The organism is Marinobacter sp. F4206, assembly GCF_019392195.1.
Lineage (GTDB): Bacteria > Pseudomonadota > Gammaproteobacteria > Pseudomonadales > Oleiphilaceae > Marinobacter.
Genome location: NZ_JAHXKI010000002.1, coordinates 1,237,575 through 1,254,836 on the forward strand (window position 1 = coordinate 1,237,575; position 17,262 = coordinate 1,254,836).

Here is a 17,262-nt window from a genome sequence, read left to right on the forward strand (position 1 = left end):
GCAGGAAATGTCGCGAACCTAGCCACATATTGCAAAATCGTGCCGGGATACGACCAAAGCACGAGAAAACGCGAGCGTATAGGCACTTTTTGCATTATTCGGATATGACGCCCTGGCATACCCGCCGATAGTACTGGTAACAAAAATGACAAGGCCCACGAGGAGTTGCCATGCGTCGGAATGAGCCCGTCACCCAGAGAGAGCTTCGGTACCCGGACCACTACCACCTGATTACCACCACCAATCTGAAGGGACAGATTACCGCCGCCAATGAGGAGTTCGCAGAGGTTGCCGGATTTACCGTTCAGGAACTGCTCGGCCAACCCCACAACCTGATACGACACCCGGACATGCCGCCGGGCGCCTTCGAGGATCTCTGGCAAACCATCAGATCGGGCGAGTCCTGGCGAGGCATCGTCAAGAATCGCTGTAAAAACGGCGACCATTACTGGGTCGATGCCTTTGTCACCCCGATTCGAAAAGACGGCGAGATCGTCGAGTACCAGTCTGTGCGGACCCGACCAGCGGAGGCCCAGATCGAGAGGGCCGAGCGGGTCTATGCGCATTGGAACAAGGGCAAGGTGCCTCGGCGGTGCCTGGCGACCAGTCCGGCAATCACCTGGAAACTGCTTTGTCTGTATGGCCTGCTCGCCGCCAGTCTTGCCGTTGTCGGCCTCTTTGAGCTGACCGCCGCGCACACCACTGTGATCCAGGTCCTGGTACTGCCCATCTTCGTGCTGCTGTACGTGATTACGCGCCCGTTCGTGTCTGTCGCCCGACAGGTGTGCTGCGAGACTCACCCGGCGATGCCATGGATCTACACTGGCAGGCGCGACGAGGCGGCCTGGATAGCCTATGACCGCGAAAAACGGGATGCCACCCTGCGAGCGGTATCGGCCCGCATGCACGCCAATATCGGAACGCTTTACGGACGCAAACAACGGACGGTCGAATGGGTCAACCATTCGGTCACCAGTATTCGTAGCCAGCAGGATGACATCCAGGTCATTACCCGGGCATTCGAAGAACTCGCCCAGTGCGTCAGCCGGGTCAGTGAGCTCACGACAAGAACCCACGACGCTACCCGTAATGCCGAAACGTCGGCCGGCCAATGCCGCCAGCAGATGATCACCATGAATGAATCACTGTCCCGCCTCCGCGACCAGCTTTCAACCGCCAACACACGGATTGAGGCGCTGTCCGAGAAAAGTAACGCCATAGGCGTGGTGCTTGACGTCATCACCGACATCGCCGAGCAAACCAACTTGCTGGCACTGAACGCTGCCATTGAGGCCGCCCGGGCCGGTGATTCCGGTCGCGGCTTTGCCGTCGTGGCTGACGAAGTCCGTGGCCTTGCACAACGAACTCACGAATCGACCCGAAGGATCGAGACCATGATCGCGTCCCTGCAAGAGGAAACCCAGGGCGTGGTGGGTACCATTGGCGATGGCGTGCAATCCTGTGAACAGACCGCAGGCATGGCAGCAGAAGCCAGTGACGCTCTGAATGCCACCATGAGCGATATCGAGGTCATCGCCAGTTGCGCCCACGAAGTGGCGGGGGCGACGGAAGAGCAATCAGCACTGAGCTTACAGGTTGAGCAACAGGCCGCCCGCCTGATGGAGCTGGGCAATCACTCGGTGCGGAGCAGTGAAAGCGCGCGTGACGAATCCGAGCATCTGGGCACTAACGTGGACCAGGCCCAGCTTCTCACCAATCATTTCCTGCAGATGTTGAGCGACCGACAGACAGCGGACAAGTTTCCCAAGGCGGTGCAATAAGGTAGGCTGGCGCTCCACCTTACTTTTACCGGGATCGATCGCCAAACCGTGACTCTGGGAACCCTTTTCTGGCTGTTTTTAGCCGCCTTCGCCATCTGGTACTGGTGGCGCGCCAAAGCCATAAAGGACTTTGTACTCCAGGCTGCCCGTCGCTACTGCAAGACCATGGACGTCATGCTGCTGGATGACGCCGTCTACCTTCGCGGCATCTGGTTCAAACGGGACGCAAACGGCCGCGTGAGAGTCTGGCGCCGCTTCCTGTTTGACTTCACGTCGACCGGCGAAGAGCGCTATACCGGCCGTGTGATCATGCTCGGCCAGCGCATCCTGCATATGGAACTCGAGCCCCACCGCTTCTCCTGATCCTCCTCCCCCAAATGGGCGATTCCTCGTCCGCGCTTTCGCGCGAATAATCGTCGACGCATTAACGACCAATGGCCGCCACCGAAGCGGTCGCCTACAAAAACAACAGGAGTTAATCATGCGTATTCGAACTACCGCAGCCATTGCGCTGGGGCTTGTTATGCTGTCAGCCTCATTCCTTACCCACGCCAGCTACACCCAGACCCGGTACCCGATCGTACTGGTCCACGGTGTCACCGGCTTCAATACCATCGGCGGGCTGGTCAACTACTTCCACACCATCCCCTGGAACCTGGAACGCAGCGGTGCCAAGGTCTATTCCGCCAGCGTTTCCTTCGTCAACAGCAGTGAACAACGCGGTCAGCAACTGGCCAATTACGTCAACGGCCTGGGCCACTCCAGGGTCAACCTCATGGCCCACAGCCAGGGCGCACCCACGTCCCGGGTAACGGCATCGCTCATTCCCCACAAGATTGCCTCCATCACCTCGATCGATGGCGTCAACAAGGGCTCGAAAGTGGCCGATGTGGTGCGCGGCATCATCCCGCCTGGCAGCTACGTTGAAGGCGGCGCACAAGCCATCGCCAACGCCCTGGGCGATCTGGTGAACGCGCTTTCCGGCTCAAGCAACCCCCAGGATGGCGTGGCTGCCCTTGAGACCCTGACCACGCCAGGCACCACTGCGCTGAACGATGCCCTCGGCTGGAAGGGGGTGAACCGCTCCTCCTGCTCCGGCACCGACGAAAACGTCTGGATCAACGGCAATCGCATCAAGTACTTCTCGTGGACCGGCCGTTCTGTCTGGACCAACATTCTCGATGTTTCCGATCCGTTCCTGGGCATCACCTCACTGGCGTTCGGCAGCGAGCCCAACGACGGTCTGGTCGGCGTCTGCTCCACCAAAATGGGCAACGTGATCGGCACCCACTACTCCATGAACCATGTGGATGCCATCAACCACCTGTTCGGTGCCCGCTCCCTGTGGACCAATCCGGTATCGCTTTACCGGGCACAGGCCAACCGCCTGAAAAACCGCGGTCTGTGAGGCCGGCATGAGACATCGTCACGTTAAGTACCGTCGATGGCTCGCCGCCATCGTACTGTCGGCCACGGTGGCCGGCGGTGCGATGTGGCTGTATTCGCCCGGGGACATCACCCGGGCGGTTACCGCCGACAGCGACGCCCCCAGTGCCCAGCCGGCCGCCAGGGACTCCGCCCGGAAACCACAAGGAGGCAGCACCGCCCAGACTGGCCCCGAGCACCAGACCACAGCTACCCCGGCCATCACGGCCCGAACACCAACCACCCTGGGGCCTGATCCGTTCGCCGCTTCGCTTGAAGGTACCGACATTGACGGCGCACTGAAGGCCGATGCCTCCGGCAGGTTGATCGTCGATCTGGGGACCCGGGATTTCTTCGACTACTTCCTGAGCACTGTTGGCGAAGTGTCGCCCGACGAAGCTCTGGAACGCATCCGGACACTGGCTTTCGCAAGCCTCCCTCGGGAAGCCGCCGAGCAAGCCATGGCCCTCCTGGACCAGTATCTCGACTACAAGCAGCAGGCGCTGGCCATGCAGGCCACCCCGCTGGACCCGACGCTTCGGAAGGACCCCGCGTATCAGCAGCAAATGCTGGAAAAGGCCTTCACGGATCTCAAGCAGCTCCGACAGGCCGTGTTCAGCCCGGACGCTCACCAGGCGTTTTTTGGCATGGAGGAAGCTTACGGCGAGTACACTCTGGAGACCTTGGCCATCGCCCGCCGGACGGACCTGTCCGATTCGGCAAAAACGGCGCTGATCGACTGGCACCGCAACCAGCTTCCGGAGCCCCTGCTTCAAACCGAACGCCGGCTCCTGGAGAGCAACGAGGAAAACCGGCAGCGGATGGAGATCATGAAAACCGCCGACTCTCCCGAGAGCGCCGGCCAGAAGCTGATGGACCAGGGCATGTCCCCGGACGCCGCGGCCAGTGTGACCAGCTACCTGCAGGAGCGCGAGGACTTCGATGCCCGTTACCGGCAATACCGCGAGGCCCTTGCCCGGCTGAGGGAATCCGGACTGGCCGACGGTGACGAGGCGGCCCAACAGGCCAGACTCCTGGACCAGTACTTTCCGGACAACAAGCAACACACCTGGGCCCGTTTGAAGATGCTCGGCAGCAATCCGCCATAATGTGCACCCACTCCCGTCTTCTCCGGGCGCCGGGCATTACACTGCAGAGTGCTCCGTAACGGCAGGTGGGCGTCGATGGATACCCAGACAATCAGATCGCAGCAATCAACCGGGTTCCGGCGCCTACGATTCGGTCCCGATCTCGAACCCCGCTACCGCCGACTGCGCGCGGCGGCGGTCCGGGAGCGCGCTCGCCTGGTTTCCGCCGCCGGGCTGCTGATCTTCGGGGGGTTCGTGTTGCTGGACCTCGCGATGCTGCCGCCGGATCTGGCCAGGATTACGGCGGCCATCCGGCTGTGGGTCACCTGTCCGGTCATCGTCCTGGTCTGGTGGTTTTCATACTGCCGGTGGCCCGGGGACCTCGGATTCGAGCGCCTTTACACCCTGGCCTATCTGGTCGGCGGCCTGAGCGTGGTTGCCATCATCGCCGCGGCCCGACTCCGGGATTTTCCGCTGCCCTACGAGGGCATGCTGCTGATGCTGATGTTCGGCTACTTTGCCATGGGCCTGCCCTTCTTTTCGGCCTCCCTCGCCTCAGCCATTATCATCCTCGGCTACCTGGTTGCAGAGTTGTCAATCGGGCTGATGCCGGGCGCCATCATGGTCAATCTGTTTTTTGTCCTCACCGCGAACACCATCGGCATGGTGGGGGCCTGGCTCAGCGAATACCGACACCGGGCACACTTCCTCGACCAGCAGCTGGTCAGTCTCCTGCACCAGACAGCAGCAGAAGAGAGCGAGCGCAAAAGTCACCTGATTACCGTCGCCAGCCACGACCTTCGCCAGCCGTTGAACATCATCGGCCTGACCCTGGACAACCTGTCGACGGCCCCATTGCCCCCTGAGCAGCAAGGCCTGGTCCGGCGCCTGCAGGGCACGGTCAGTCACTTTCAGCGTTTGCTGGGCACCGTGCTCGACATATCCCGCATCAACGAGGGCATGGTTCAACCGCAGAATGAGGTCGTGGATCTGGACACCTTGCTGGATCAGCTCGTGGACCTCACGGTTGATCACGCCACGTTGCACAACATTCAGCTTTACCGCGCCTCCGCGGGTCCGGATGTTCAGGTGGTAGCCGATCCGGAGCTCCTGCTAAGGGCACTGCAAAACCTGGTTTTTAACGCCATTGATCACAGTGGCGGCGACGAGATTCGCATTGCCACGACGTACCGGGACACCGCCATACGAATCGGCATCGGCGATAACGGCAATGGCCTCGACGAGCAGCTTCAGGACTCGGTTTTCCAGCCCTTTGTCCGTGGCGGCAAGGGCCGGGACAATTCGGCGGGACTCGGACTCGGGCTCGCCATTGTCAAAGAGTTGACCGGGATGATCGAAGGTGCCTGCGGGGTCACGGCGGAGCCCGGCGCTGGCAGTACCTTCTGGATTGACGTCAGGCTGGCCGCGGACGCCCCGCCCCTGGCGCCCTGCGATCCACTAACCGCCGATGCACCGGTTACAGCCAGCCCACCTGGCGTGCCTGACTGACACACTCGGTGCGGTTATGCACTCCCAGATGGGCAAAGATCGCCTTCAGATGGGTCTTGACCGTGTGCTCGGTCAGGTTGAGGCTCTGGCAGATCCGTTTGTTGGGAAAGCCCTGAGCCAGGAGCGACAACACTTCCATCTGCCGGGGCGTCAGCGGCTGGACCTGGGCCGCCGGCTGCGGCCGTCCCGGAAAATACTCGCCGCCCCGGCTGATGGTCCGGAACATGCTGAACAGCGCGGTACGCCCGGCCGATTTCGGCAGGAAGCCCCGGGCTCCGGCGGCACGTGCCGCCCGAACGGTTGTTTCATCCTCGGAACTGGAGATCACGACCACGGGCACCGGAGGCTCCCGGGCAATCATTCGAGGCAACAGCATCAGCCCGGTCTCACCCTGCAGCGAGACATCCAGCAACACCAGATCGACCTTGTTGGGTGCCGCCAACAGGGCTGCTGCCTGGTCAACCGAATCGGCCAGATCAACCGACGCGACCAGCAACGCCTGCGTCAGCAGGCCCGCCAGCCCCTGGGAAAAGAGGGGATGATCATCAACAATCAAAACCCGGCGTAACGGCAATCCCGGATCGGGACGAACGTGATCGCCGCCGCTGGCCTCGGACGAGGGATGGCTCATTATTGACCCCGCAATTTGTGTATTTTTGTTACTGCGGAACGGCAACTATAAGCCACAAATCACTCAGACACCGCGGCCTGCTTAACACTTTTCGCCCAAAGGTCGCCCGGGCCAAAACCTCCCCACCTGCAACTGAAACAATATTGTCACATTTCTGTCGCATTCTTCCGGCAACGCTAACTATTTGTTGTCACGAGGTTTTAGGATGAAACAACGCCATTTCCCCATGGCTCTGCGCAGCGCTTTTCTGGCACTCGCCCTGTGGATGCCCCTGGCCCACGCCGAAGACCTGGCGATCCACGGCTCCAACACCATTGGAGCGACTCTCGCGCCAATGCTCGTGGAGGGGTTCCTGGATCGCCAGGGCAATGACCCGGTCACGACCCGCAGCAACGGCCAAGAAAACGAAAAGGTACTGACGGGCCAGCAATCCGGTACCCGCGTTCGCGCCCTGGTTGCCGCCCACGGCTCAAGCACCGGGTTCAAGGCGCTGAACAATGGCACGGCGAACATCTGGGCCTCGTCCCGTCCCGCCAAGCCCGGGGAAGTGTCGCAGATGGCCGGGCGAGCCAACCTGAACGATCTCGACAGCGAGCATGTGATTGCCATCGACGGCCTCGCGGTCCTGGTGCATCCATCCAACCCGGTGGATCAGCTCAGCATCGAAACCCTGGGCAGGATCTTCGCCGGCCAGATCCGGAACTGGTCCGAAGTCGGTGGCGACAACCAGACCATCCACCTGTATGCCCGTGATGACCGCTCGGGTACCTGGGACACATTCAAGAGCCTGGTGCTGGGCAAAGCCTATCCCCTGGCCCCATCCGCCAAGCGCTATGAATCCAACGACCAGCTCTCTGACGATGTCAGCCAGGACCCATCGGGCATCGGCTTCGCCGGACTGGCCTCGGTGCGAAACAGCAAGGTACTGGCGATCTCTGACGGCGATGCCCCGGCACTCAAACCCAACCAGCTGACCGTAGCCAGTGAGGACTACCCCCTTGCCCGTCGCCTGTTCATGTACACGCCCGGTAATGCAACAACGCCCCTGGCGGCAAGCTTCATTGATTTCGTGCTGGGCGAGGAAGGTCAGGCAATCGTTTCCCGCTCCGGGTTCATTTCCCAGAATCCGATCGCGGTCAAACCGGAGCTGGACCACAGCACCCCGCAGACATTCCGTCGCCTGACCGAGAATTACCGGCGCCTGACCGTCAATTTCCGGTTCTCGGAGGGGAGAACCCGGCTCGACAACAAAGCCCGACGGGACTTACACCGGGTCTCCGACTTCATGAGCAGCAACGACCGCACTGCCGACGATCTGATGCTGATCGGCTTCGCGGACCAGCAGAGCAACGAGCTGCGGGCGCAGATGATTTCCGAACTTCGGGCGCTTTCGGTGCGCAAGGCGCTCTCCGATCTTGGGATGGGTGACATCGCCTATACTGGCTACGGTCACTACATGCCGGTGGGGATGGCCGGTGGGGACAGCGGCCAGCAACGCAATGGCCGGGTGGAGGTCTGGATACGCTCTCGCTGAGTCTGGCCCGATCTTCCCGCAATGCCTCCGGATTGCCAGAATTCCCGGGCAAATCAGCTAGACTTCAGAACAGAGGGACGCACAACCGCAAGTGGAGACCGAGCCTATGCTGATTCGGCGCGTTATCAGCATGTTGATTCTATGGGCCGCCATGCCGGTGCAGTCCGAACCAGCCCCTGTTCTGGAAGTGGTTACCACAGAGTACCCCCCTTTCGAGTACCTCGAGAATGGCACGCTTCGGGGGCAGGATGTCGCGACCGTCCGGGCCGTTGTCGAGCGAATGGGCTACGCCCCGAGGTTCAGGATCCTGCCCTGGGCCAGAGCCGAGTTGATGGTCCGCAATGGCACCGCCGACCTCCTGTTCTCCCTGACCGCGTCTCCCCAGCGCGAGCGCTACTATCTGTTCACCGACCCGATCAGCACGGCCCGGGACGTGTTCTATGCCCGCAAGGACACCGATCTGTCCTGGTCCGAATTCGACGATCTGGCCAACCTGCGCCTGGGCATCTCCGCCTCGTACAGTTACGACCCGGCGTTTATGGACTGGCTCGCACAGGACCAGGCCGAGGTCAGAACCATGCGCCAGGAACAGCCAGACCTGGCCGGTCTCCGCATGGTTGCCCTGGACCGGATGGATCTCTTTATCTGCGAGCAAACCGCGTGCAACTACCTGATTCGAACATACCAGAAGCAGTACCCGGAACTCTCCGAGGTTACCGCGATCCCCGGCACTGTCGGGGAGGAGCGCCACTTCCGGGCGGCCTTTTCCCGGCAAAGGCCGGATGCGGAGCAACTGCGATCGGACTTCAATCGGGTGCTGAACCAGCTCGGCTTACCCGACTCCGACTAAAGTCCCCCTTCCGGATTCGGCAATCACCTATCCTGTGCCCGGTCACAGGTATGTTTGGGTTACCTATACTGAACCTGTCACTTCCAAACCACAGACAGGGACAATGGACATACAATCCGATCACCGCTATGCGATTAACCTGAATGTTCGGGGTATCCAACCCTCTTCCACTCTCCGCATCAATGAACTGAGCAACCAGCTCAAGGCTGACGGCAAGGACATCATCAAACTGGGGCTCGGGCAGTCTCCGTTTCCGGTGCCCGAGAGAGTGGTCGATGCGCTGAAGGCGCACGCCCACGAAAAGGACTACCTGCCGGTCAAGGGCCTGAAAGGGCTGCGCGAAAGCATCGCGGGTTACATCAATCGCAGCGAGCGCATGCGTTGCACCTGGGAGGACGTGCTTATCGGCCCCGGCTCCAAGGAACTGCTGTTTATCCTGCAGCTGGCCTATTACGGTGATCTGCTGATTCCGCGCCCGAGCTGGGTTTCCTACGCACCGCAAGCACGGATTATCGGCCGTTCGGTGCACTGGCTACCCACCCACGCCGAAAACAACTGGCAACTTACCGCCGAGGAACTGGACATCATCTGCCGGGACGACCCGTCCCGTCCGCGCATCCTGATCCTGAACTATCCGTCGAATCCAACCGGCTGCACCTACACGGACGACCAGTTGCTGGCAATCGCCAATGTCGCCCGCAAGTACAAGCTCATCCTGCTCTCCGACGAGATTTACGGCGAGGTCCATTTCGAGGGTAAACACAAGTCCATTGCCCGTTACTACCCGGAAGGGACCATCATCAGCACGGGCCTGAGCAAGTGGGCCGGCGCTGGCGGCTGGCGCCTCGGTACGTTCATTTTCCCACCCGAGCTGCGACCCCTGCTGGATGCCATGGCCATCATCGCCAGCGAAACCTTCACCTCCACCAGCGCCCCGATCCAGTACGCGGCCATAGCGGCGTTCGACGGCGGTGACGACATCGATGAATACCTGGTGCAATCCCGGCGGGTTCTCAAGGTCATTGGCGAATACGTGCATCGGCGCCTGACCGCCATGGGCGCGGTGGTCCAGAAGCCCGAGGGCGCATTCTACCTGTTCCCGGATTTCTCGAACTTCCGCGACCAGCTCGCGAAACGGGACATCAAGACCAGCCAGGCGTTCTGTACGTCCCTGCTCGAAAACACCGGGGTGGCGATTCTGCCCGCCAGCGACTTTGGCTTTGTTCCGGATCATCTGGGTGCGCGCCTGGCATTCGTCGACTTTGACGGTGCCGACGCCCTGAAGCTGGCCGGCGGTGACTACGCCGATCACGACCTGGGCGACGCCTTCGTGCAGCAGGCTTGTCCGCGCCTGGTCAAGGCCATGGACAAGATGGAGGACTGGTTGACCAGCCTCTGATCCCGGCGTGTTAGACTGGCGCCCTCACTCTTTCCCAAGACAGCCATGGGGGCGCCGTGTCCGATACCGTTTCTCTCCGAGCGATTACCGACTTTGCTGAACAACTGGCTCTGGAAGCCGGTGAACTGATCCGGCGGGAGCGGGATGAGAACACCCTGCGGACGGATTACAAACAGCAAACGGAATTGGTTACCCACGCCGATGTGATGGCCGACGAATTCATCACCGGAGCCATCCGTAAGCGGTTCCCCGACCATCGCATCCTGTCAGAAGAGACCATGCCGGACCTGAGCCAGGCTGAGGAACTGGACACGCCGCTGTGGATCGTTGACCCCATCGATGGCACCGTCAATTATGCCTACGGCCACCCACAGGTCGCCGTCTCGATTGCCTACGCCGAACAAGGCAGGGTTCGGGCCGGCGTGGTCCACGCCCCCTTCCCCGGCGAGACCTTTCGGGCCACCAAGGGCGAAGGCGCGACCCTGAATGGCCGCGCGATCAGCCACAGCGGTGCAACGGTCCCGCGCGATGCCCTGTTCGCCACCGGTTTCCCATACACCAAGGACAGCCTGGGCCCCCTGGTGGCACGACTCGACGCCATGATTCACCAGTGCCGCGACCTGCGGCGCATCGGCTCCGCGGCCCTCGACATCTGCTGGGTCGCCTGTGGCCGCCTGGATGTCTACTATGAAAACGTCAGCCCCTGGGACTTTGCCGCGGCGCGTCTGATCGCCTTGGAAGCCGGCGCAACCGCCGGGCACTTCGGGAGTGTGCCGGAGGGCTATCCCGCCGATCTCTATGGCCGCGACATTCTGATTTCGGCACCGGCGATCTGGGCACCGGTTCGCGAAATACTCCGGAAGGCCTCGGGCTACGATTGAACGCTCAGGCCCAGACACCCTCGGCGACCAGCGACCAGCTTTCCTCAAAGTCCGCCGACGGCAACCGGGCGAACGAGGACCGCACAAACCGCTGAATCCGACCCTCAAGGAACACCAGGACAAAGTCCGCACCACGCGCCGCGCTCGTTCGCGGGCGCAATCCCTGGCGAATTTCCCCTTCCTTGAGCGCCTGACGCACCTGGGTCTCCAGGCGTTCAAAGAACTGGGATGCCCGCTTGCGCAGGGCCTCGTTCTCCCCCATCAGCGCATCACCGGTCAGCACACAGCACAGGCCGGAATTGCGCTCGGCAAACACCAGTACCAGATGCACCAGCTGTTGCAGCCGCACCCGGACATCCTCCTGCTCCTGCAGGATCAGCTGGCAGCGGGAAAAGACGGCCTCCTCGGCAAACTCGATAAGAGCCTCGAACATTTTCCGCTTGCTGGGGAAGTGGCGGTATAGGGCGGCCTCGGTAACACCCACGGATTTGGCGAGACCCGCGGTGGTAATACGGGCCCCGGGATCGGTTTCCAGGAGCTCCACGAGGGCGTGAAGGATCGCCTCACGGCGACTCGGTTTCTGATCGGTCATGACAGGACTGCAGCGCTCTGATTTGTCGTTGTCGGGGCCGGTCATCGGGTGCCGGCCCTCGTTTATTCGTAGTGGGGATTGTGCCCCAGATCAGAAGAAGGTGCCATCAATGGGCGAGGATGCACTGGCGTACAGCTTCTTGGGCATGCGCCCGGCCAGATAGGCTTCACGACCGGCTTCAATCGCCAGGCGCATGGCGTTGGCCATCTTGATCGGGTCTTTGGCCTGGGCGATGGCGGTGTTCATCAGCACGCCGTCGCAACCCAGCTCCATCGCGATGGTCGCGTCGGATGCGGTACCGACGCCCGCATCGACCAAGACCGGTACGTTCGAGTTCTCGACAATCAGCCGGATATTGTATCGATTCTGAATGCCCAGGCCGGAGCCAATGGGCGCGCCCAGAGGCATGATGGCAACACAGCCCATGTCTTCCAGACGCTTCGCCAGCAGCGGGTCGTCGGAACAGTAGACCATTACCTTGAAACCATCCTTGATCAGCGTTTCTGCCGCATCCAGGGTTTCGGTCATGTTCGGGTACAGGGTTTTCTCCTCCCCCAGCACTTCCAGCTTCACAAGGTCATGACCGTCCAGCAGCTCCCGGGCCAGCCGGCAGGTTCGCACTGCATCCTTGGCGGTGTAACAGCCGGCCGTGTTGGGCAGGATGGTGTAGGTTTCCGGGGAGATGACATCCAGAAGATTGGGCTCATCCGGATTTTGCCCCAGATTGGTCCGGCGCACGGCCACGGTCACAATTTCGGCGCCACTGGCCTCGATGGCATGACCGGTTTCCATCAGATCACGGTACTTGCCAGTACCGACCAGCAGACGCGACTGATAGACGCGGCCCGCAATTTCCAGGGGCTTGTCTTCGGGAAGCAGAATCTCGGGAGTCTCGCTCATAACCTTCCTGCGGTTGTTAATTTGTCATGGAATACACGATCAGCCACCGCCAATCGCGTGGACAACTTCCACCCGGTCGCCCTCACTGAGAACGAATTCCCGGTGCTGGCTCCGCGGTACGATGTCCTCGTTAACCTCTACGGCCAGACGCTTGCCCGCCAGGGCCATGTTTTCAATCAGGGTCAGGATGGTTGCGCCGACCGGCAGCTCCATCGCATCGCCATTCACCTCAACTTGCATAGGCTTTCTACCTCTGTTCCTCACTCCGCTCGGAGCCCGAGCGGCCGCAACCCGGCAATCACCAGCAATGCCCAGGCAATCATAAAACACACCCCGCCGAGGGGTGTGACCGGACCGATCCAGCGAAGATCCGTCAGCACCAGCACATAAAGACTGCCACTGAAAAGCAGTATACCCACAAGGAAGAATCCGGCGGCCACCGACAGTAGCCTGCGGCTCAGCCCGGTCAGCGCCAGGGCCGACACCACGACCAGGGCGATGGCGTGGTACATCTGATAGGTCACGGCGGTCTGAAACACCTCCAGCCCCCGTTCACTGACGATACCACGCAGGCCATGAGCGCCAAAGGCACCGGCCATGACCCCAAACAGGGCGCAGAGGGCACCGATCACCAGCGGGAGGCGCATGAAGCCTCGACAACCCTGATCTACGCGCTCAGCAGTCACAGTGGATCTTTTCTCCGGTATCCAGATTCATCATGGTCAGCACACCACCCCAGACACAGCCGGTATCCAGGCCAATAAACTGATCGCTGCCGGTCTGGCCCTCGAGCGCCGCCCAGTGTCCGAACACCACTCGGACGTCGTCGCCCCGAGGGTACTCGAACCAAGGCTTATACCCATTGGGCGCGCTGCCCGCCGCCTCCTTGGTCGCCAGTTCCAGCGTTCCGTCTTCGGCGACGAACCGCATGCGGGTGAAGTAGTTGGTAATGACCCGCCAACGTTCCATACCACTGAGATGCTCGTCCCAGCGGTCCGGCTCGTTGCCATACATGTGGGCAAAATACTCCTCGGCGTCATCACCGCGAATCACGGCCTCCACTTCCCGGGCGTAGGCCACGGCCTGATCGACGCTCCAGATGTGGGGCACACCGGCATGGACCATAACCAGATTCCGGGCGGAGTCCCGGATGCACAGATGCTGCTGTCTGAGCCAGGCAACGAGCCGGTCGTGATCCGGCGCCTCCAGGATGTCCGCCAGCGTATCTTTCCGGCGCGGTGGGTGACCGCCCAGCGCCACCGCCAGCAAGTGCAGGTCGTGGTTGCCGAGAACCACGACCGCCGAGCTCCCCAGACTCTCGATGTAACGCAGGGTGTCCAGCGAGGCGGGGCCGCGGTTAATCAAATCCCCGGCCACCCAGAGACGGTCCCGGGACGGTGAAAACGACACCTGCGCCAGGACATCCCGCAACCGGTCGTAACAGCCCTGAATATCGCCTATGGCGTAGTCAGTCATTACTTACCTCATCGGAACGGTGCCCGTTGGCTTTCTCGTCAACCAACAGGTCTGCAATCAATACGTAGTCGGCGAGGCTGAGGTTTTCCGGGCGCAGGCCGTCGTTGATCCCCAGACTCTGCAACTGCTCCACGGAAATCATCCCGCCCAGCGCCTTGCGCAGCGTCTTTCGGCGGGCATTGAACGCCGACCGGACCACCGCCTGCAAGGTCCCCAGATCCTTGGCCGGATGCGGCAGGGTCTCGTGGGGGACCAGACGCACGATGGCGGAATCCACTTTCGGTGCCGGCCGGAACGCGCCCGGTCCCACTTCGAACAAGGGCTGCACCTTGCAGAAATACTGGGCCATAATCCCCAGCCGGCCATAATTATTGTCGCCCGAAACCGCCGCCAGGCGCTGGACCACCTCTTTCTGCAACATGAAATGCATGTCCTTGACCACGCCCGCCTGCCCCAGCAGGTGGAAGATCAGAGGTGTCGAGATGTTGTACGGCAGGTTGCCAATGATGCGCAGGCGGTTGCCACCCTCGACCAACTGGCTGAAGTCGAACTTCAGCGCATCCGCCTCATGGATGCGGAACTCCGGATAATTGAAGAACTTGGTGCGCAACACCGGAATCAGGTCACGATCCAGCTCCACCACCTGGAGTCTCGGGTTCACCGCGAGGATTTCCTCGGTGATCGCCCCCAGACCCGGCCCGATCTCGACAATCGCGTCGTCGGGCTTGGGGTTGATGGCGCGTACGATCCGTTCAATCACCCCGGGATCGTGCAGGAAGTTCTGGCCAAATCGTTTTCGGGCCTGGTGGCCGGGCTTGTTACTCACGGGCGTGCCTCTTGGTTAGCAGCTTTCCGACAGCGGGCCATGTGCGCGCCAACCCCCAGAGCGGTCCGCAGGCTGCCGACATCGGCCCGGCCGGTACCGGCAAGATCCAGGGCGGTGCCATGGTCGACGGAGGTGCGGACAATGGGCAGCCCCAGGGTAATGTTGACCGCTCGGCCAAAGCCCTGGAATTTCAGTACCGGCAGGCCCTGATCATGGTACATGGCCAGCACCGCATCCGCGTTATCCAGCCAGTGGGGGGTAAACAGGGTATCGGCCGGCAGGGGGCCGGTCAGCTGAATGCCCTCGCTCCTGAGCCGTTCCAGGGTCGGTTCAATGGTCTCGATCTCCTCGCGACCGAGGTGCCCCCCCTCGCCGGCGTGGGGATTCAGGCCCGCCACCAGGATACGGGGGTGTTCAATCCCGAAGAATGTCCTCAGGTCGGCATCGAGAATTCGGGTAACCTGGCTCAGGCGTTCCGGCGTTATGGCCGCCGATACATCCTTGAGCGGTAAGTGGGTGGTTACCAGCGCCACCCGCAAGCCCTCGGTGGCCAGCATCATGACCACCCGTTCGACACCGCAGAGTTCCTGCAGGAATTCGGTATGACCGCTGAACGCGATCCCCGCTTCGTTGATCACGCCCTTGTGCACCGGGGCCGTGACCATTCCGTCGAAATCGCCCCGCAGGCACCCCTCGGCAGCCGTCCGTAACGTTTCGAGGACATAGGCGCTGTTGGCCGGATCAAGGACGCCAGCCTCGGTGCTGACACAACCCTGGGTCTCGAGCACTGAAAGCTGCCCAGGCGTTGTGACCGGAGACTGCCCCGGCTGCCAGTCGTGCAGCGATACGTCGAGGCCGAGCATTTTCGCCCGGGCGGCCAGCAGGGCTTTGCTGGCGACCACCACAATTCCGGCCTCGCGGCTCTCGCCTGCCAGCTGCAGACAGAGTTCCGGGCCGATTCCGGCCGGTTCACCGGCCGTCAGCGCAAGGATCGCGGGGGCCGTCATGACTCGCTGCTCTCTCCTTCAACGGCATCCTCACGGGCGTACTCACCCTTGAATTCGATAAAGGCCTCGTCCCGGATTTCCCGCAGCCAGTTCTGCAGCTCGGTTTCGAACTTGCGACGGTAGATTGCCTGGCGGGCTTCCGCCTTTTCGACATCACCGCTGATATCCTTTTGGCGACGCTCCTCCACCTGCAGGATGTGCCAGCCAAATTGCGACCGGAAGGGTCCGCGAAGCTCACCCAGATCCGCTGCCAACATGGCCTGCTCGAACGCCGGAACCATCTGCCCCCGACTCACCCAGCCCAGATTGCCGCCATCGGAACCGGAGACCGGGTCATCTGAAAATTCCCGGGCCAGATCGGCAAAGTTTGCGCCCTCCTGGAGCTGCCGGAAGATATCGCGGATCCTGGCCTCGGCCTGGGCATCGGGCACGGCCTCTGACGGGCGAATCAGGATGTGGCGAACCCGGTGCTGCTGGATCACCTGTTTCTGCCCGCCGCCGCGCTGGTCCATCACCATCACGAGATGGAAACCGCTATTGTTTTCGAGCACCGGGGAAGGCTCATTAACGGCAAGCTCGGGCACCACCGGGGCGACCAATGATGGCAGCTGGCTTTCGGAACGCCAGCCCATGTCGCCGCCGTCCAGGGCGTTACTGGCATCGGATTCCGCCACCGCCACTTCCCGGAAATCGCGGCCATCGACGATCTGCTGACGCAGGTTTTCTGCCCGTTCGCGGGCCGCGTCAACCGAAGCCTCGCTGTTCGGGTCATCCACTTCGATGAAGATATAGGCCAGACGGTACTCGGCGTTGTTGCCGCCCCGAGCCTCCACGGCCTGCAGGTAATTCTCGACTTCGCGGTCGGTCACCCGGACCCGGTTGCCAACCTGGCGTTGCTGGACCCGGCTGGTCAGCATTTCATTACGGATCTGCTCCCGCGCCTGACGGAAGGTGACACCCTCGGACGCCAACTGCTGTTCGAACTGGGCCATGGTCATGCCGTTGCGCTCGACGATGTTGTCCATGGTCTCGTTCAGCTCGTTGTCGCTGATCCGCATGCCCATTTTCTCGGCCATCTGGAGCTGGATGGATTCCGTAATCAGCTGCTCCAGAACCCGATCCTCCAGAATCGCCCTGGGCGGCAGCCCGGTGCCCTGGGCACTCAGGCGTCCGGTAATGGTATTGATGCGGGCGTCGAGTTCGGTCTGCAGGATGACGTCGTCGTCGACGATCGCCACCACCTGGTCGAGCAGTTTACGCTCCGCCTGCACCGTCAGTGACAGCGTGACGGCTGCCACCAACAGCAACGTTTTAACAACATGGCGAAGGGTCGCCTTCATAAACACCTCTTGTAAGTAAGTAA

At 61.7% G+C, this 17,262-nt stretch carries 18 protein-coding genes; 9 read left to right on the forward strand and 9 right to left on the reverse strand.

From position 1 onward, the window contains the following. Window positions 1–170: 170 nt before the first annotated feature. The 5 genes from KZO34_RS08090 to KZO34_RS08110 all read left to right on the forward strand — a co-directional run bounded on the left by KZO34_RS08090 (window position 171) and on the right by KZO34_RS08110 (window position 5,803). Window positions 171–1,781, forward strand: coding sequence for a methyl-accepting chemotaxis protein (locus KZO34_RS08090; RefSeq protein WP_219475545.1), 1,611 nt, complete (start codon window positions 171–173; stop codon window positions 1,779–1,781). A gap of 48 nt (window positions 1,782–1,829) precedes the next feature. Further along, entirely contained in the window at window positions 1,830–2,144 is a 315-nt protein-coding gene (locus tag KZO34_RS08095; RefSeq protein WP_219475549.1) for a DUF3301 domain-containing protein, read from the forward strand. A gap of 118 nt (window positions 2,145–2,262) precedes the next feature. After that, window positions 2,263–3,189 (forward strand): lipase family alpha/beta hydrolase, encoded by a 927-nt coding sequence (locus tag KZO34_RS08100; RefSeq protein WP_219475552.1) that lies wholly within the window; start codon window positions 2,263–2,265, stop codon window positions 3,187–3,189. 7 nt (window positions 3,190–3,196) lie between these two features. Next, window positions 3,197–4,315 (forward strand): lipase secretion chaperone, encoded by a 1,119-nt coding sequence (locus KZO34_RS08105; RefSeq protein WP_219475556.1) that lies wholly within the window; start codon window positions 3,197–3,199, stop codon window positions 4,313–4,315. Between the two features lie 75 nt (window positions 4,316–4,390). Continuing rightward, entirely contained in the window at window positions 4,391–5,803 is a 1,413-nt protein-coding gene (locus KZO34_RS08110) for a sensor histidine kinase (RefSeq protein ID WP_219475560.1), read from the forward strand. Here KZO34_RS08110 and KZO34_RS08115 read toward each other — a convergent pair. Beyond that, window positions 5,772–6,434, reverse strand: coding sequence for a response regulator transcription factor (locus KZO34_RS08115; RefSeq protein WP_219475564.1), 663 nt, complete (start codon window positions 6,432–6,434; stop codon window positions 5,772–5,774). The genes KZO34_RS08110 and KZO34_RS08115 overlap by 32 nt on opposite strands. A gap of 205 nt (window positions 6,435–6,639) precedes the next feature. Between KZO34_RS08115 and KZO34_RS08120 the strand changes: the two genes are divergently transcribed. The 4 genes from KZO34_RS08120 (at window position 6,640) to KZO34_RS08135 (ending at window position 11,098) form a co-directional block, all read left to right on the forward strand. Further along, a complete protein-coding gene (locus tag KZO34_RS08120) occupies window positions 6,640–7,968 on the forward strand; it encodes a substrate-binding domain-containing protein (protein WP_257900228.1) in 1,329 nt (442 codons plus the stop codon). A 106-nt stretch (window positions 7,969–8,074) separates the two neighbouring features. Beyond that, complete coding sequence (locus KZO34_RS08125; RefSeq protein ID WP_219475567.1) at window positions 8,075–8,818, forward strand: substrate-binding periplasmic protein; 744 nt, start codon at window positions 8,075–8,077, stop codon at window positions 8,816–8,818. Window positions 8,819–8,921: 103 nt separating this feature from the next. After that, window positions 8,922–10,217 carry a pyridoxal phosphate-dependent aminotransferase gene (locus KZO34_RS08130; RefSeq protein ID WP_219475571.1) on the forward strand — a complete coding sequence of 432 codons (1,296 nt, stop codon included), beginning with the start codon at window positions 8,922–8,924 and terminating at the stop codon, window positions 10,215–10,217. Between the two features lie 56 nt (window positions 10,218–10,273). Further along, the gene (locus KZO34_RS08135; protein ID WP_219475575.1) at window positions 10,274–11,098 is read left to right on the forward strand and encodes an inositol monophosphatase family protein; all 825 of its coding nucleotides are present in this window, start codon (window positions 10,274–10,276) and stop codon (window positions 11,096–11,098) included. 4 nt (window positions 11,099–11,102) lie between these two features. Here the strand turns inward: KZO34_RS08135 and slmA are convergent, their stop codons facing one another. The 8 genes from slmA to KZO34_RS08175 form a co-directional block, all read right to left on the reverse strand. After that, entirely contained in the window at window positions 11,103–11,690 is a 588-nt protein-coding gene (gene slmA, locus KZO34_RS08140; protein ID WP_219475578.1) for a nucleoid occlusion factor SlmA, read from the reverse strand. 90 nt (window positions 11,691–11,780) lie between these two features. Then, window positions 11,781–12,590, reverse strand: a complete 810-nt coding sequence (locus KZO34_RS08145) for a thiazole synthase (protein ID WP_219475581.1) — start codon at window positions 12,588–12,590, stop codon at window positions 11,781–11,783. A gap of 39 nt (window positions 12,591–12,629) precedes the next feature. Next, window positions 12,630–12,830 carry a sulfur carrier protein ThiS gene (gene thiS / locus KZO34_RS08150; protein ID WP_219475584.1) on the reverse strand — a complete coding sequence of 67 codons (201 nt, stop codon included), beginning with the start codon at window positions 12,828–12,830 and terminating at the stop codon, window positions 12,630–12,632. A 20-nt stretch (window positions 12,831–12,850) separates the two neighbouring features. Next, complete coding sequence (locus KZO34_RS08155; protein WP_219477247.1) at window positions 12,851–13,237, reverse strand: DUF423 domain-containing protein; 387 nt, start codon at window positions 13,235–13,237, stop codon at window positions 12,851–12,853. A gap of 28 nt (window positions 13,238–13,265) precedes the next feature. Next, complete coding sequence (locus KZO34_RS08160; RefSeq protein ID WP_219475587.1) at window positions 13,266–14,066, reverse strand: symmetrical bis(5'-nucleosyl)-tetraphosphatase; 801 nt, start codon at window positions 14,064–14,066, stop codon at window positions 13,266–13,268. Continuing rightward, complete coding sequence (rsmA, locus tag KZO34_RS08165; RefSeq protein WP_219475590.1) at window positions 14,059–14,892, reverse strand: 16S rRNA (adenine(1518)-N(6)/adenine(1519)-N(6))-dimethyltransferase RsmA; 834 nt, start codon at window positions 14,890–14,892, stop codon at window positions 14,059–14,061. The genes KZO34_RS08160 and rsmA overlap by 8 nt, the downstream gene beginning before the upstream one ends. Further along, window positions 14,889–15,899: a 4-hydroxythreonine-4-phosphate dehydrogenase PdxA gene (pdxA, locus tag KZO34_RS08170; RefSeq protein WP_219475593.1), complete on the reverse strand. Its 1,011-nt coding sequence runs from the start codon at window positions 15,897–15,899 to the stop codon at window positions 14,889–14,891. Before pdxA ends, rsmA begins: the two co-directional genes overlap by 4 nt. After that, window positions 15,896–17,239 carry a peptidylprolyl isomerase gene (locus tag KZO34_RS08175; protein ID WP_219475597.1) on the reverse strand — a complete coding sequence of 448 codons (1,344 nt, stop codon included), beginning with the start codon at window positions 17,237–17,239 and terminating at the stop codon, window positions 15,896–15,898. The genes pdxA and KZO34_RS08175 overlap by 4 nt, the downstream gene beginning before the upstream one ends. Between the last annotated feature and the right edge of the window lie 23 nt (window positions 17,240–17,262).

What these genes read in the sequence shown, in the direction of transcription:
- KZO34_RS08090 (WP_219475545.1), top strand. Translation starts at nt 171, where the DNA reads ATGCGTCGGAATGAGCCCGTCACCCAGAGAGAGCTTCGGTACCCGGAC.
- KZO34_RS08100 (WP_219475552.1), top strand. Translation starts at nt 2,263, where the DNA reads ATGCGTATTCGAACTACCGCAGCCATTGCGCTGGGGCTTGTTATGCTG.
- KZO34_RS08105 (WP_219475556.1), top strand. Translation starts at nt 3,197, where the DNA reads ATGAGACATCGTCACGTTAAGTACCGTCGATGGCTCGCCGCCATCGTA.
- KZO34_RS08110 (WP_219475560.1), top strand. Translation starts at nt 4,391, where the DNA reads ATGGATACCCAGACAATCAGATCGCAGCAATCAACCGGGTTCCGGCGC.
- KZO34_RS08115 (WP_219475564.1), bottom strand. Translation starts at nt 6,434, where the DNA reads ATGAGCCATCCCTCGTCCGAGGCCAGCGGCGGCGATCACGTTCGTCCC.
- KZO34_RS08120 (WP_257900228.1), top strand. Translation starts at nt 6,640, where the DNA reads ATGAAACAACGCCATTTCCCCATGGCTCTGCGCAGCGCTTTTCTGGCA.
- KZO34_RS08125 (WP_219475567.1), top strand. Translation starts at nt 8,075, where the DNA reads ATGCTGATTCGGCGCGTTATCAGCATGTTGATTCTATGGGCCGCCATG.
- KZO34_RS08130 (WP_219475571.1), top strand. Translation starts at nt 8,922, where the DNA reads ATGGACATACAATCCGATCACCGCTATGCGATTAACCTGAATGTTCGG.
- slmA (WP_219475578.1), bottom strand. Translation starts at nt 11,690, where the DNA reads ATGACCGATCAGAAACCGAGTCGCCGTGAGGCGATCCTTCACGCCCTC.
- KZO34_RS08145 (WP_219475581.1), bottom strand. Translation starts at nt 12,590, where the DNA reads ATGAGCGAGACTCCCGAGATTCTGCTTCCCGAAGACAAGCCCCTGGAA.
- thiS (WP_219475584.1), bottom strand. Translation starts at nt 12,830, where the DNA reads ATGCAAGTTGAGGTGAATGGCGATGCGATGGAGCTGCCGGTCGGCGCA.
- KZO34_RS08155 (WP_219477247.1), bottom strand. Translation starts at nt 13,237, where the DNA reads ATGCGCCTCCCGCTGGTGATCGGTGCCCTCTGCGCCCTGTTTGGGGTC.
- KZO34_RS08160 (WP_219475587.1), bottom strand. Translation starts at nt 14,066, where the DNA reads ATGACTGACTACGCCATAGGCGATATTCAGGGCTGTTACGACCGGTTG.
- pdxA (WP_219475593.1), bottom strand. Translation starts at nt 15,899, where the DNA reads ATGACGGCCCCCGCGATCCTTGCGCTGACGGCCGGTGAACCGGCCGGA.
- KZO34_RS08175 (WP_219475597.1), bottom strand. Translation starts at nt 17,239, where the DNA reads ATGAAGGCGACCCTTCGCCATGTTGTTAAAACGTTGCTGTTGGTGGCA.